This window comes from Serratia sp. M24T3 (assembly GCF_000257645.1).
Taxonomy (GTDB): domain Bacteria; phylum Pseudomonadota; class Gammaproteobacteria; order Enterobacterales; family Enterobacteriaceae; genus Rouxiella.
In genome coordinates this window covers 26,097-41,282 of sequence record NZ_AJHJ01000018.1, presented here as the reverse complement: position 1 = coordinate 41,282, position 15,186 = coordinate 26,097, and the positions used below count along the sequence as shown (strand labels likewise).

At 45.6% G+C, this 15,186-nt stretch carries 14 protein-coding genes; 7 read left to right on the top strand and 7 right to left on the bottom strand.

Annotation, left to right across the window (positions count from 1 at the left end; genetic code table 11):
• Window positions 1-24: 24 nt before the first annotated feature.
• The 5 genes from SPM24T3_RS14700 to SPM24T3_RS14680 all read right to left on the bottom strand — a co-directional run bounded on the left by SPM24T3_RS14700 (window position 25) and on the right by SPM24T3_RS14680 (window position 5,784).
• Window positions 25-2,781 carry an ATP-binding protein gene (locus SPM24T3_RS14700; protein WP_009637570.1) on the bottom strand — a complete coding sequence of 919 codons (2,757 nt, stop codon included), beginning with the start codon at window positions 2,779-2,781 and terminating at the stop codon, window positions 25-27.
• Window positions 2,778-3,413: a response regulator gene (locus SPM24T3_RS14695; protein WP_009637569.1), complete on the bottom strand. Its 636-nt coding sequence runs from the start codon at window positions 3,411-3,413 to the stop codon at window positions 2,778-2,780. The genes SPM24T3_RS14700 and SPM24T3_RS14695 overlap by 4 nt, the downstream gene beginning before the upstream one ends.
• The gene (locus SPM24T3_RS14690; protein ID WP_009637568.1) at window positions 3,410-4,699 is read right to left on the bottom strand and encodes an MASE1 domain-containing protein; all 1,290 of its coding nucleotides are present in this window, start codon (window positions 4,697-4,699) and stop codon (window positions 3,410-3,412) included. The genes SPM24T3_RS14695 and SPM24T3_RS14690 overlap by 4 nt, the downstream gene beginning before the upstream one ends.
• A gap of 86 nt (window positions 4,700-4,785) precedes the next feature.
• On the bottom strand, window positions 4,786-5,247 hold the full coding sequence (locus SPM24T3_RS14685) for a hypothetical protein (protein WP_237713072.1): 462 nt from the start codon (window positions 5,245-5,247) through the stop codon (window positions 4,786-4,788).
• A gap of 336 nt (window positions 5,248-5,583) precedes the next feature.
• Window positions 5,584-5,784: a hypothetical protein gene (locus tag SPM24T3_RS14680; protein ID WP_009637566.1), complete on the bottom strand. Its 201-nt coding sequence runs from the start codon at window positions 5,782-5,784 to the stop codon at window positions 5,584-5,586.
• A 1,031-nt stretch (window positions 5,785-6,815) separates the two neighbouring features.
• Between SPM24T3_RS14680 and cspA the strand changes: the two genes are divergently transcribed.
• A complete protein-coding gene (gene cspA, locus SPM24T3_RS14670) occupies window positions 6,816-7,028 on the top strand; it encodes an RNA chaperone/antiterminator CspA (RefSeq protein WP_009637564.1) in 213 nt (70 codons plus the stop codon).
• A 116-nt stretch (window positions 7,029-7,144) separates the two neighbouring features.
• Here the strand turns inward: cspA and SPM24T3_RS14665 are convergent, their stop codons facing one another.
• Window positions 7,145-8,122, bottom strand: coding sequence for an FUSC family protein (locus SPM24T3_RS14665; protein WP_009637563.1), 978 nt, complete (start codon window positions 8,120-8,122; stop codon window positions 7,145-7,147).
• Between the two features lie 339 nt (window positions 8,123-8,461).
• On the opposite strand from SPM24T3_RS14665, the gene SPM24T3_RS14660 reads away from it, so the two are divergent.
• The 5 genes from SPM24T3_RS14660 to SPM24T3_RS14640 all read left to right on the top strand — a co-directional run bounded on the left by SPM24T3_RS14660 (window position 8,462) and on the right by SPM24T3_RS14640 (window position 13,780).
• Complete coding sequence (locus tag SPM24T3_RS14660; protein ID WP_009637562.1) at window positions 8,462-9,232, top strand: alpha/beta hydrolase; 771 nt, start codon at window positions 8,462-8,464, stop codon at window positions 9,230-9,232.
• Window positions 9,233-9,301: 69 nt separating this feature from the next.
• Window positions 9,302-9,976 (top strand): heavy metal response regulator transcription factor, encoded by a 675-nt coding sequence (locus tag SPM24T3_RS14655; protein ID WP_009637561.1) that lies wholly within the window; start codon window positions 9,302-9,304, stop codon window positions 9,974-9,976.
• Window positions 9,973-11,400, top strand: a complete 1,428-nt coding sequence (locus SPM24T3_RS14650) for a heavy metal sensor histidine kinase (protein WP_009637560.1) — start codon at window positions 9,973-9,975, stop codon at window positions 11,398-11,400. Before SPM24T3_RS14655 ends, SPM24T3_RS14650 begins: the two co-directional genes overlap by 4 nt.
• Before the next feature lie 170 nt (window positions 11,401-11,570).
• On the top strand, window positions 11,571-12,551 hold the full coding sequence (locus SPM24T3_RS14645) for a hypothetical protein (protein WP_009637559.1): 981 nt from the start codon (window positions 11,571-11,573) through the stop codon (window positions 12,549-12,551).
• A gap of 176 nt (window positions 12,552-12,727) precedes the next feature.
• Window positions 12,728-13,780, top strand: a complete 1,053-nt coding sequence (locus SPM24T3_RS14640; protein WP_050956169.1) for a DUF1615 domain-containing protein — start codon at window positions 12,728-12,730, stop codon at window positions 13,778-13,780.
• Window positions 13,781-13,839: 59 nt separating this feature from the next.
• Here SPM24T3_RS14640 and SPM24T3_RS14635 read toward each other — a convergent pair whose 3' ends face one another.
• Complete coding sequence (locus tag SPM24T3_RS14635; RefSeq protein WP_009637557.1) at window positions 13,840-14,280, bottom strand: hypothetical protein; 441 nt, start codon at window positions 14,278-14,280, stop codon at window positions 13,840-13,842.
• A gap of 12 nt (window positions 14,281-14,292) precedes the next feature.
• Here SPM24T3_RS14635 and licT point away from each other — a divergent pair, with 12 nt between their 5' ends.
• Window positions 14,293-15,153, top strand: a complete 861-nt coding sequence (gene licT / locus SPM24T3_RS14630) for a BglG family transcription antiterminator LicT (protein WP_009637556.1) — start codon at window positions 14,293-14,295, stop codon at window positions 15,151-15,153.
• The last annotated feature ends 33 nt before the right edge of the window (window positions 15,154-15,186 follow it).

Sequence of the window (15,186 nt, the reverse complement as noted above, 5' to 3'; positions counted from 1 at the left end):
TATGTTGTTAATGCAGGATTAGGATCAACTTAAAAGTGTAAAATCCTCCAGTAGGCTGATGAAGTGCCGGGTTGTGTGACGCAGGCGCAGCAGGTCGCTCTCAATATCTTTGCCCTGAAACGGTTGCTTCAGCTTTTGCTCCAGCGTCAGACAAGTATTCAGCCCGGCCTCAAACTGCGTGATAGCAAAATTCCCTTTCAGTCGGTGAATACGGCTTTTGAGTTCAGCGCTATTATTTGCATCCTGGGCTTTTTCAATCAGGCTCAAATCCTGTTCGCTGCTGTTGATCAGCTCGCTAATAAGTTGGGCAATAATATCCTGCTTGCCTGCAGAGAGTGCTTGAACTTCTTTGAGATCAATCTGCCGGTTTTGCAGCATGTTCTGAATACATTCAGCGAGATCCTGCTGGGTAAGAGGTTTGGTCAAATGCGCATCCATTCCGGCGACCAGGCATTTTCTTTCCTCATCCGAGAACGCGTTCGCGGTGCAGCCAATCAGGGGAATATGACGACGGGTTTCGGCTTCAAGCTCGCGCAATTTGGCGGCAAACTGATAGCCGGAAAGCTGTGGCATCTGGCAGTCGGTAAAAATCAGGTCAACCTGCGGGTTCGCCTGTTGCAAATGTTCGAGGGCCGCACCCGCGTTATCAAAAGAGGTTACGCGATGACCCAGCGCCGAAAGCTGCATTTCCATAACCAACAGATTGGCTGCAAGATCGTCAATAATCCACACTCGGTAAGCTTTTTGTACTTTGGCCGGTGTAACAGGCGGGATTGAAACAGGCTCAACAATCACGGGTATCAATGGGAGAATAACGCTGAAGGTGGAGCCTTGACCCTGCTGCGACTCAATGTCCATTTTACCCCCCATCAGGCTGACCAACTGATGGCAAATAGTTAGGCCGAGCCCGCTGCTGTCTGGTGTGGAGGAAGATAACTGACGATAAGGTTTGATGATTCCAGGTAGTAGCAAAGCGTCGATCCCGATGCCGGTATCGCGGATGCTGATAATAATTTTCTGAAAGTTTTCTCTGGCTGAGAGGATTGCTGGCTCTGATATTTGTGCGCTGAGCGTGATGCTGCCTGAGGTAGTATATTTCACTGCGTTACTGAGAAGATTGTTGAGGATCTGCCTCATCTTGCCTTCATCCAGCAGAAAATGTTGCTCACTCAGCTCTGCAATAGCTGTTGAAAGGTGTAATCCTTTTTTTTCAGCCAACGTTTGATAAGCAGCCGCGCTGCTTTCCATTAATTCATATAGAGAAACCGCCGTGGGTTTGAGAAGCATCTCTCCGGCTTCGATTTTTGATAAATCGAGAACGTCACCGATGATCTGCAATAACCCGCGCGAAGCCTGATATGCCAGGGAAATTGGCGACTGTGGCGAAATTTGGCGCTGACTTTCAATTTCAAGCACGCCCATGATGACATTCATCGGCGAGCGAATTTCGTGGCTCATTCGCGCTAAAAACTCACTTTTTTCATGGCTTGAGATTTCTGCCTGACCTAGTGCCTGTTCCAGCCGTTGCTCCAGCAGAATCCGTTCCGTCATGTCATACCAGCCAATGACCAGCCCCTGCGGCTGCATGGCGGTGTTGCTATAGGGCGTTATCCAACCGGCGATGCTGCGGGGCTGTTGATGCAGGGTAAAATCAGCCTCAAAAAATTGCGGCCTGGCATTCATACTGGCCTTGACCAGCCCGGCAGTTTCCAGAGCCGGTGAAGAAAAAAACTGTTGGTTAAGGTTTTCAACCGGAATGCCAACAATTGATAACCGGCAACTTTGCAGGCTTTTGCACAACGCCTGATTAACATGAGTAATGATGCCAGCAGTATTGCAGACCAGAACGGGAGTAGAGAGGCTATTCAGTAACGTTTCCCAAAACTTGACCCCATCTTTCAAACGGCGTTCGCTTTGACGTCGAAGAACAATTTGTCCTATCAGCAAACTGATTAAAAATAGCGAAACTACGCTGACGATTACAGCGGCTATATCGAAGTTGCGATGATTTTGTTTAAGCAGCGGCACAATATTCATCAGCGTCAGTACGGTGTAATTACGAAGCAATAGTTTGTTAATTTCGTCCTGCGGCAAGTGCTGGATGGCGCTATTGAGTGTTGCCAGAGTTGCGGGATCGTCGTTACGCAAACGCAGGCGGGTCCAAGTAACCAGAGTATCCACGTTATTAACCCTAAGCTGCCCGGGGAAAATATTATTATTCAATACATTAGCAGCCGCCTGGCGACAGAATACGCCTTCGGCGGCACCCGCTTTAAGCAGGGACACTGCTTCGCTTAGTGAAGGGCTAAAAATAAGGGTTATCTTCGGATAGCGCTGCCTCAGGGCCTGAATCGGCGCATCGCTGACAACCACAATTCTTATATCATTCAAGTCATTGAGGTCGTCTTCCAGTGCAGGGCTGCGGTTGGCCAGTGAAAGCATTCGCCAATGTGTGCTATACAGCGGTTGCGTTTCGACGTCACCCGCCGCAGCTTCAGTGACGACTCCCTCGACAAAGAAAGCATCAATTTTGTGTTGTTCCAGCAGGCTATTTTTTAATAAATTCGCTGCAACATTTTTTGGAGACAGGCTCAGCTGGCTATTTTTAAGATTTTCATTGAGCAGAGAAATCAGGCTCGGTTGAGTATCATCATTTTGGATTTGAGTATTGATTTCACTATAGCGAGGGTTAACGGCATCTATCGCCACGCGTAAATTCACCTCCGCATGGGAAAGGCATGGCATCAGCGCCAGGAGCAACACTGCAAACCTGAGTTTCATAGGTCGATCTTTAGAAGATATTCGAACAGGTCCGCATCGGTAGTTAATCCTAATTTATTCATTGCGCTCTTTTTCTGCCCGCTGATGGTTTGCTTGGAGCGGTGCAACATCTGCGCAATCTGGTTCACAGTTTGGCCCTGTTTCATTAAACGCATGACCTCAGTCTCTTTAGGACTCAATTGCCATTTTTGCGAATAACCTGTGGCAGCCAATGTTTTTGCCAGCTGAGCTTTGCTATTTCGTGCCAGATCCATGCCTTGCAATAAAGATTTAAGACAGAGATGAAGCTCGGTACTAAGGCTTTGCTTATTGATTACCGCGATGACTCCTGATTTAAGCATAACGTTGGCAATTGCCTGATTTGATAAAACGCTGATCACAATAATCGGCAAATTAGGGTAATTACGGCGTAGGAACTGGATGAGATGCAGGCCGTCCGTATGCTGCGTACCCGGCATGGTGAAATCAGTTAATAACAGGTCGGGTTGAGAACTTTTAAGTGATGCCAGCAGCTCATCGACATTGCTTGCGGTACCAATAATACGATAATCATTGGCAAATTGTGTTTCCAGCAACGTTTTTAGCCCAAGTAAATAGACTGGATGATCGTCGGCAATCAGGACTGTTTTCATATTATGTGCCCTGTAGGCGAAGAAGGGATGTGCTCTGGGGCAATTAATATGCCATTCAACATCTTATTAGCATTACTGTGCTGGTCACTGAGCATTGCAATGTAAGCCTGACTGAAAGCAGTGCCATCCAATATGAGACGAACGGAGCGCGAGAACGGAGTCGCTCCGGTTTTGTTTATTCCATTAAACCAGGGCAGGAGGATATCCCGGTCTTCAGGATGCATCCTGCCTAACATTTGCGACGGTGTAGTCAGATTGTTAATCGGAAAATTATTAATACTGTCTATGAGTTCTGTCCACACCCATTTTTGCTGGGTAATGTTTACACGAAAAGAATAGCGTCGTTGATGAGAAGACACACAATGGCTCAGCAGCATTAACTGGTCGCTCTGTGCTCTCGAAAGATGAATATCGTTTGTCCCGGCGCGTATCAGCGTAGAGAAAATAAATATTGCTAAAAGATAGAGTTGTGAAGCGGTGATCCCGCTATTACCGGTATAATCGTCAGCCGCAAAGATTCCTTGATTATAAATTTTAGTTAGGCTGATGATAAAGGCAAGAGATATAAATAGGAGCGAAAGCTTTGATGTGGAAATAAACAAAGAAGAAAGCAAAGTAAAGCCAAAAAGGAAATAGATCATTGGTTCAACCAATGTAGCATTCTGAAGGTCTTCCATTCTCGGTGAAAATAGTACCAGAGTAAGCGCTGGGATTACTATTAACAGGAGCAGGCTGCTTTTAGGATTTGAATCTGGACTAAAGGAAGAGCTCAATGATTTTATAGCAAAAAATGGTGCAAATGCCAGGCATCCTGTTGCATTTGAAATGCTCCAGATAATGAAATGAGAAAATAGGGTTGGATAGCCAAGTATGCGTAATGAATAAAAGGTGGAGATACCTCCGAACATACTGGCAATCAGAACGATGGCAATAAATATTGCTGTCAGATTTAATCTACTCGTCACGCCGCTGTCTTTAAGAATTATTTTCCAGATATGCGCACTTAAACACAGAATAATAAGATCATTTAGTGCAAAGACTAGGGAAATATTCATCGGACGTTGATGCAGAATACTGACTAAAATGTGCAGTATCCCAGTGCTGACCAGCCATAGCGGCCAACGAGATATTGGAGCGGAACACAGTACGCCTAGCGTTAGCCCTGCAGGAAGCCAAATGGCAGATGAAAGACTTCCATTGTCTCTTGTTTCAAGACAAAGAAAAGCCAGAGAAAAATAGCAAACACAAAACAGCAACCATTTCAGTGGAAAAGTCCATTTAATCATTAGACTATCTCTTGGGTAACGTGAGCGCAGGCTCACGAGATCTTAAGTATACAGTCTTCATGGATAGAATGACTCAATCTAATAAATTAACGGTAAAGTGATTTAGTCACCATAGAAAGAGCTGCAGTAAAACAAGCGCCTAGCGCTGCAAGAGTGAAAGTTTTCTTGGCCTGGCTGATCGTTATTGGCTGGACAGTTTCTTCTATTTTCGGTAATAACGAGAGGTCAAGCATTGCACCATGCCTTGGTATGGTTCGCAGCATCGCTTTGGGAAGGTTATTTTCCACTAATAAATTACGAAACTTATGAATCAGCTGGTGATAGTTATTATCGCTGACCATACCTGCCTGTTCATACCAGACGATATTTATTATATCATTTTTTTGAGTAATACCTTTAAGCAGGCAAATAACTAATCGTTTGTGTTTTTCCGTGATTTCAAAACACTGACTGTTGATGGTCATTTTATTTCCTTTACATTCGATCTCCGAAAAGTCTGCAAAGGGCTCATTTAATAAAATAGAAGGAACTTGATATTTTGTGTTCACGTGATTATCCGAATGGTTAGATTAAGTTTTAATAAACAAAAAACTAAAAATAAAATAAACGAAGGTATAAGATGAGTGACCCCTCTTAATATCATTTAAATAAGGGTTTTAAGATAACCTTCGATTGTGAAACTAGAAGTATTAAATAGCAAAGCAGAATGGTTTACAACGATATTTACCCGTTATGAAGGATTTCCGTACTCGTCCTAGTCGTTGGTAAATGTTTAATATCGACAAGAAGTTAATTAATTTTTAAATAATTATCAGGAATAAAAAGAAAATTTAAGGGTGAGATTGCGACCAGCTGGGGCAGCTGGCCAGCAAGCTTGCAAAAATTTAGTCAGGCATCAGGGCGTTGAAGTCTTCTTCATAAAGTGCCTTGCACTGCTCCATAAATTCGGGATAGCCCAATTCAGAAGTTTGTACTTCGCGACCCAGTCGGGTTTCCAAATCGGTATGAAACCATTCAAATTCGCCATGCAGGATGCCGGTAAAACCGGTGAGGATAATGCACTGCTGCTGGTTTAGTTTGGTCACTGAGGCTCCTTGATAGGCATGGTCTTGATAGCCATTGCATAATGACAAATAAATGGAAAATCTTTTAACGTTCTCGCAGGCATTGTGCATCAGGAGAGGGGGAGGAACAACAGGAGTGCTCGGAAGTTGAATTTGGGCTTAACAAACAGCTAAAAAGTGCTCATTTATTAAACGTGATATTGATCACACTTAAGCTTTTTGTTATTACTAGCGCCAATGTTGGTAGCTGCAAAATTTGAGGCTGAAGCGTCCTAAGATTCCCCTCTATTTTATGCGAGACGGATTTCTTTTGGCTTGCTTTCATTGTTTTGATTTTAAAGGTTTTTTTGCATGTTTTAGTGCGGTAAGTCTGGCATTAATCACAAATATGGACTTACTGTTAATAGCGCAGGTAGCAAAAAACCAGGTTACAGGAGGGCGACTGCTCCCTTATCTTTGTTCTGAGGTTCGTATGCTGAAATTGGTTATTTATTCCAGCCTCGCGGTACTGCTGGCCAACCTAGTGATTGACCTGCCGTTTGTACTGGAATCGAGTGGTTTTTAAAACCACCCTCAGGAGCACCGTTTAGGATCAGAACATCAATTCCCAAACGATGATGGCAACGATTGCCAGCATGGCGACCATCACTTCAACGTCTTGAATGGTGACTCTGCTTTGCGTTTTAATGTGTGCGATGTTCATTTTTGACCCCTCCATTTGTTTGACAAATAGTGGCGTTAATTTGGACATTATGTCGTGATGTAGATCAAACTCGGCAAAAGAAGCTTTCATATTTTTTAACAAGACTACGCAAGTATGTTAAATAAAATAATGCTTGCGTAAGTTTTTCCTACGTGCGTTAATGCACTCCTCGGTTTGTAGTACAGACCTTATGAAAGCAATTTTAGTAAAGTAGTTCACTGTATTAGCGTTATCCTCACTAGATATCTCTTCACCGCGAATTTCCTTCTTTAGTGCCCCATAAGTATCACAACTAAAAAAACAGACCTCCCTCGCCCCTATGGCGGCTAAATATTGAAAGGAAATTATTATGTCTACTAAAATGACTGGTTTGGTGAAGTGGTTTGACGCTGGTAAAGGTTTTGGTTTTATTTCTCCTGCAGACGGCAGCAAAGATGTGTTCGTTCACTTCTCTGCAATCCAGAGCAGCGATTTCAAAACTCTTGATGAAGGTCAAAAAGTTGAGTTCTCTATCGAGAACGGCGCTAAAGGCCCATCAGCAGTAAACGTTGTTGCACTGTAATAAGTGAACAGCGCGGCATACTTACAGTAGCGATGACGGCATAGCCCGAGCAGTTAAGTAAGCCCAAGCTAAAGAACCCGCCAATGGCGGGTTTTTGCATTTTGGAAAAAGATGATTTAAGTGTTTTGCCTTGCCTGATTAATATGCTGATAAGTCACCAGCTTGGTAAGCACCACAGAAGCCAATGCCATTATCCCGCCTAATAACGTTGCCTCCATTCTTTGTTCCGCGATATTGCCTTGCGCGATACTAATGCTTGAAAGCATGAATATAATCATCATCGTAATGAAAAATGTGAAAATAGCGTAGACTTTTGGCGTCAGGGAATAAGACATGCTGATGGCGATGAGAGCCGAGGCAAGAAAGGCTACTACGATAATTATTGGCTGCTGCCAATAAGTACTTAATGCCCCAGCCGCTAATCCGCCAATGAATGTGCCCATAATTCTCGCTGGAACTCTGAGTAGGGATTCATGGTAATCATTACGCAGGCAAATCAGGAGTGTCATTTCAGCCCAATAGCTATGCTGAATACTTATGGTGCGATCGATAAAAATTGTCAGGCCCATGGCAATAACGCCAAACGTAATTGACCATTTAAGATGAATACGATGCTGGTTCAACAGGCTCAACTGTTTGGGAAAACGAAGAGACTTGAAGCTGCTCAGTTCATGTCGGTTAAATCGTAGCCCCTGAAAGAACAGTCCTAGAGAGAAAATCTGCAATACACTGCCTATTCCCATCAAGGCTGCGCGATCTGCTGCCTGTTGCAACGAACCGGGGAAAAATCCTGCTACCAGAAAAGCGATACTGGACTGTAAAAAAATCCATCCAACGCTGCTGTTGATATCCGAAATTACTATGTAAAACCCCGTCAACAGCACCGCACCAGCCATATATAACATATGAGAATTGCCTGCCAGACTACCTAATATCGCGGCAATACTGAGGCCGAAAGCGGTGGCCATCAGTACCACGAAGGTCGATCCTTTCCAGGTTTTGTTGGCACCAAAGGATAAAGAAAGTGCGCCGCTGGCCATCAGCGTAGCCTGCGGCTGCCTATTAAAATAAAAACCCAGGGCGAGAATCAGCATAATTGCCGGTAAACAACAAAGGGCTAACAGGATATTGTGTCGGGTTCCTGGTGGAATATTAATCAAACTTTAGATCTCCAGGAAAAGTAACCAAGGCAGCAAAGTATTCCTCTGCGAAAAGCGTTAATTGCTAAAAAAGCCTTAAAGCGTAACACGGATTTTAACAGCAGACTTGTAGAGGACAGTAACAGAGGAGTGCAAATTGTTAATTTTGATCCACCCGCAATAGTCGTCATTTTTTTGTAATGATTGAGTCATGTTGGTGTGGGAGCCAGGTCCATACACTGGCCCCCATGGTGCAGCAGCAACCTAAACATCAACTGTCATTAAGGAAAAATCATGAAAACTTCATTTAAAAAACGTCTGATTACCTCTTCTATTACTGCGCTTTTATTGGCTGGCGCAGCGGCTCCCGTACTGGCAGCACCGGTTAAAAATATTGTCCTGGTGCATGGCGCGTTTGTTGGCGGTTCAGGCTGGCGTCCGGTATACGATATTTTGACCAAAGACGGTTATAACGTCACTCTGGTGCAAGAGCCGCTGACTTCATTTCCTGACGATGTTACCGCGACCAAACGAATTCTTGATGAGCAAAATGGCCCGGCTATCCTGGTTGGACACAGCTACGGCGGCGCGATAATTACTGAAGCCGGTAATGATTCTCACGTTGCAGGGCTGGTTTATATTGCTGCGCATGCTCTGGATGCCGGTGAAACAGAAGCCAGCAATGGCAAAAAATTTCCCAATACCGCGCGGCCTTTTGTTAAATCCCCCGATGGATATTTAACCATCAAGCCAGAAAATTTCCCGGCTGATTTCGCCGCCGATCTGCCGTTAAAAGAGGCAGAATTTGAAGCACATGCGCAGATGCCAACTAATGCCAGCGTGTTTACTGCCAATATTCCAGACCCGGCGTGGAAGGTAAAACCGAGTTGGTATATGGTGGCTGAGTCCGACAAAATTATTAACCCGAATCTGGAGCGTATGTATGCTGCCCGCGCTCACAGCCATAAGGTGGAAATTCCTGGTGCAAGCCATTCAGTATATGAATCACATCCGAAAGAGGTTGCTGCGTTGATCGAGCAGGCTGCGCAACACGCGCTGAAATAATATTGTTGATGATGATTGGGGGCTGGGCGCAACGTTTGCGCCCGCTGTTATCGGCTCGTAGGAGATCACATGAGAATTCTGGTTATTGAAGATGAGCCTAAAGCCGGCGAATATATGCGCAATGGCCTGACCGAGGCGGGATATGTAGTAGATGTGGCGGCCAATGGTCTTGACGGGCTGCATCTGGCGCAGGAATTTCTTTACGACTTAATCCTTCTTGATGTGATGATGCCGGAAATGGATGGCTGGGAGGTCATGAAAAGGCTGGATAAACAGGTCAAAACGCCGGTGCTTTTTCTGACCGCGCGCGGCACTCTGGAAGATAAACTCAAAGGGCTGGATCTCGGTGCCGATGATTATCTGGTCAAACCTTTTTCTTTCGCCGAGCTTCTTGCGCGTATTCGCGTTGCTCTGCGTCGTGGCGTTCAGATCAAACAAGAAGAGCTGCTGGAGCTAGCCGATTTGCAGATTGATATTCCCAAGCGCCGAGTTATTCGCGATGGGAATCGTATTACTCTTACCAATAAAGAATTTAACCTTCTACATCTTTTTATGTTGCATGAAGGGCAGGTATTGTCACGATCGGTAATTGCCTCAAGGGTCTGGGATATGAATTTTGATAGTGATACCAACGTAGTGGATGTCGCCGTGCGTCGACTGCGGCAAAAAATTGACGATCCCTTTGAAATCAAGCTAATCCACACTGTACACGGCGTGGGTTACCGTTGTGAAAATGAATCATGAGGCCTCGTTGGTACCCTCTCAATGTGCGGAGAATTTCCCTCACCACTCGGCTTTCACTGATTTTTGCGCTGTTGTCTTTTGTCGTCATCGCGCTGGTCGGTTTTACGCTTTACAACACACTCGAAAAGCAGATTAGTATTCGCGATGATGGCGCGTTATTGACTCGCGTACAGCAGATTCGCACGCTGCTGCGTGATGAAGATGTCATCAATCTTATCCATGATAAACCTCAGCTTTTTGCCAATATGCTGGGCAATCACGAAGCTCTGTTAGTGGTGCGTTTTCCCGGGCAGCCGCCGCTGATTGAGGTCAATCCAGGGCACTCGCCGATACCCAATGTTCCCCCAGTTCCAGCCAATGAAGATCTGACACTGGCTGCGGTTCAGCACAGTATGTCACGAGATGATACGCCGTTTATTTCAGTAGCCGCCTCAGCACAAACTTCTGATGCTCCGCACCAGCTTGAGATTATTAGTGGGCGTTTAATGACCGAGCGGACGCGCATTCTTGAAGTTTATCGCGAGCAGATTATATTGCTCGCGGCGGCGGCGGCAGTTTTGACTGCGTTAATGTCTTACTGGATTGCTCGTCGTGGATTAAGCCCGCTACAAAGGTTGGCCGGACAAACTGCATCGATTGGCATTCGCAATCTATCAGTCAGGATTGATAACACTCAGGCACCTCGAGAACTATTATCGCTGATCGACAGTTTTAACCAGATGCTCGATCGGCTTGAGATTAGCTTTACTCAACTCAGCCAGGTATCTGCCGATATGGCGCATGACTTACGTACGCCGATTGGTAACTTATTGGGGCAAACCGAGGTGGCACTCAGCCAGCGGCGAACTGCGCCATACTATGAAAAACTATTGGGGTCAAATTTTGAAGAGCTGATGCGGCTCTCGAAAATGACAGACAATATGCTGTTTCTAGCCCGCGCTGAAAATGCCGATCACGCTATTGAGCGTACTCAGCTCAAGTTAAGCGAAGAGTTTGAGCGAGTCAGTGAATATTTTGAAGGTCCTGCCGATGAACGAGATGTTCGACTGACAGTAAAGGCCGAAGGTGAGGTTTGGGCCGATGCTAATTTACTGCGCCGCGCGTTGGCTAATCTGTTAGCTAATGCGGTTCGCTATGCAGATTCAGGCAGCGAGATAGCGATACTGGCTGAGCAGGAGCCAACGGGAACAAGGATCCACGTTACGAATCTCGGGCCGACAATCGATCCCGAGCATCTTAATCGCCTGTTTGATCGCTTTTACCGAGCCGATGTTTCGCGAAATACTTCCGCGCATGCCAGTGGCTTGGGGCTGTCGATTGTTCGCAGTATCATGGGGCTGCATCAGGGAAATTGGCAGGTCACCAGCAATGAAAGAGTCACACGCTTCACTCTGTTTTTCCCGGGTAAACAAGCCGGTAAATGACTTTGACAGGCTACTGGTAAGGCAACGGATTGCTCTGAATAATGCCTTTAGACTGTGACCAACTTCGCAATAATGGTAATAAGCGACTAACCTTAAAATATAGGTTTTTAGCAATGGTATGAAGACAGAACTGCCATTATCGTCTCTTATTTAAATATCGCGGAGTTGATATGTTGTACTCAGATGATTCAGAAATTAATAAAAGAAATTACGGTATTATTGCCGTCGATAAGCAAGGTGGTAAAGTTTTATTCCTTAACGCAGATACGCTAAAGGTCGAAAAGACTTTAACCGGTTTCCCACCTAATCCTCACGAGTTGCTTATTATTCCACAGCATAACAAAGCGTATGTTCCGATATTTGGTGACGGGATCCATGGCGATAATCCGCATCCCCAGCATCAGATTGCCGTGATAGATCTCAGCAAACGCGAGCTTAGCGGCTTTATTGATCTTAGCCCACTGGAATCCCCGCATACCGGTCGATTAGGCAACGACGGTAAGGTTTATTTATGCTGTGAAAACAGTGCCACCATTGTGGTAATCGATCCGGTGACAGATAAAATAGTCCGAGAAATTAAGGTTCCCTCTACTAATACTCATCGCCTGAGCATCACCCCGCAGGGCGATAAACTGTTCACCGATAATGAGGAGGATGCCAGCGTAACAGTGGTTGAATTAGCCGATAATAAAGGAAAAGTAATTGATAATATTGCCATGCCGGGCGCTGTTAATGGTATTGCTGCAGCTCCTCATAGCAGGTCAATAATAACCAGTAATGCTGACAAACCTGAGCTGATTGTTATTAATAGCAAAACACATAAAATTATAAAAAACATTCCTCTACGTGGACATAAAAAAGGCGCGCAAATCGTCCGCTTTAGCCAGGGAGGTGAGTTTTTAATTGCAATTGGCGATCAGGAACCAGTGGCTACCTTATTCGACGGGGAGCTTAACGAAATTGCCTGCTTTAGCGTGGGCAATAAACCGATGGATGGCTGCTTTAGCCCGGATAATAAACGGCTGCTGATTGCTAATGAAAAAGACGGGACAGTAAGTATCATCGATATTGCTCAACGCAAGGTAATCGCTACCCCTGAAGTGGGAGTCGGCTGTGAAGTATTGAGCTATTACTCCGAGCTGGCGGCTTAATCAGTGGAACCTGTGAGATTAAAGCTGGTTGTTGCGGGTTAATCTGTGAATAATTGAGCAGTAGATTGATTTGATTATTCAGGGACCTGATGACGCCTAACATTGCCGTATTACCTTTCACCACTTCGCGGCCGAAGCTTTTTAAGCAAAAGTTTCAGGCTGTGCCTTTGGCTGGCATGCTGCTAATGACATTGTTAGCAGGTTGCAGCTCACATAAAGCGCCTGTAAGTAACAAAAGTCCGCAGGAAGTTCGTGCTGATATCGCCAGCCTGATGCCACCCTATGTATCTGACAAGCAGGGTTGGGCCAAGGATATCAGTACGGCTTTTAGTGCGCAGGATATTGATCCTTCAAAAGAAAACATTTGTGCCGTTTTGGCGGTAACCGAGCAGGAATCTAATTTCAACGTCAATGCACCGATCCCCGGACTCGGTAAGATCGCCTGGAAAGAGATCGATCGTCGAGCGGGTGAGGTGCATATCCCTGCATTCGTGGTGCATACCGCCCTGAAAATCAATTCCCCTAACGGTAAATCTTACAGCGATCGTCTGGATAACGTTCGTAGCGAAAAAGAGTTAAGTGCGATATTCGATGATTTCATTGGCATGGTACCGATGGGTCAACAACTGTTTGGTAACCTGAATCCGGTGCACACAGGTGGTCCAATGCAGGTCAGTATTGCTTTTGCCGAAAGCAAAGCCCGTGGTTATCCTTATAAAATCGACGGCACCGTCCGTCAGGAAGTTTTTACTCGTCGCGGCGGTGTGTACTTTGGTATCGCTCATTTGTTGGGATATCCGACACATTACACCGAGCCTCTTTACCGCTTTGTGGATTACAACGCAGGTTTTTATGCCAGTCGCAACGCGGCCTTCCAGCAGCAAGTACACCGTTTGACTGGCGTCCTGCTAGCATTGGACGGCGATGTAGTCAGCTATAGCGACACGCCGGGAAAAACTGAGATGGCGGTGCGAAAATTGGGTAAAAGGCTGGATCTCAGTGACTCGGAGATATCACGAGATTTGAAGCAGGGAGAGTCGATTGATTTCGAGCAAACCCCGACCTGGAAGCAGGTCTTCGCTTTAGCAGATAAAACGGCTGGCAAGCCAGTACCGCGTGAAATGCTGCCGGCAATTGAACTTAACAGCCCGAAAATTACACGTAATCTGACGACAGCCTGGTTTGCCCAGCGGGTCGATCAGCGTCGTGAACGTTGTCTGTCGCGCTAGCCTGAAAGCGACTATCCTGCACGATTGTCAATGCAGGATAGTCTCGCCGAGCCGTGCTTTTACAGTACGGTTGGCAGCAGTGACGAAACGCAGTTCAGAACATCTGTGCGGAATTTCTTTGATGCTTCTTCCATTTCGCTGGCGTTCAGCGCTTCTTTTTCACGCTCAACGAAGGTTTTAACCCCTGTCGTGAAGCTATTTTCAAACTTTGTGTTCATCGTGTTGCCTACGCTGCCAAATAAAATGCGCATTGCCGACACTTGAACCAACAGTTCGCGGTTAACGCGTTCCAGTTGATCGATTCTTTGGGATAAATTTTCTTCGCTCATTTCAGCCTCCTGTTTAAAACAGGCAAACCCTACCCCAATTTCAGCCAATAAGAAACGAGTCCTCGCTTTTTCCTGCGGATTATCCAAATAATAGCAGCTATTATCAGCAGAATTTACGAATGCGCTATCAGGCCAGATAGGGAAGCACACCGCGATTTTGTCCTTTTTCATTCAGGGAACACGATGAAAATTATAAAAATCTTAAATAATAATGCCGTGATCGCCGTCGATGAGACCTTGCACGAGCAAGTCATGATGGGTAAAGGTTTGGCATTCCAAAAAAGAGTCGGCGAACTGCTGGACGTGGCGCTGGTCGAGAAAGTTTTCTCATTAAAAAATAACGCGCTTAATGGCCGTCTGAGCGAGCTGTTGGCTGAAATACCTCTCGACGTGCTCACGACCACTGAAAAAATTATTGATCTCGCCGAAGCCCGACTTGGCGAACGACTCAGCAATAATTTGTATATTGCCCTGACCGATCACTGCCATTTTGCCATTGAACGATTCAAGCAGGGAATTTCTCTACCCAATGGGCTGCTGTGGGATATCAAGCGTGTTTATCACCGCGAATTTACCGTCAGTCTTGAGGCGTTAGATATTATTGAACAGCGTCTGGGCGTGCGCCTGCCGGAGGACGAGGCCGGTTATATCGCACAACATCTTGTTAAGGGGCAATTGAAGGGGGAAATGTCGGAGGTCGTGCAAGTCACTAAAATAATTCAGCAAATCATGCATATTGTGAAATATCAGCTGAGGCTGGATTATCGGGAGGATACCCTTAGTTATCATCGATTTATTACACATTTGAAATTTTTCGCCCAACGGATGCTGAGCAGCAAGCTTGTGCGAAACGAAGATGAATCACTGCATGATGAAGTGATGAATTCCTATCCCCAAGCCTGGAAGTGTGTGCAAAAAGTCGAGCATCACATTCAGCAAACCTATGGTTATGCACTGACCAAGGAGGAGAAAATGTTTCTGGCTATCCACATAGAGCGTGTGCGCAAAGAAACGCTGAATCCTTCACGGCTACAATCTGAGTAATTCGAGATATTGCTCACAAATTTTTAATACCGA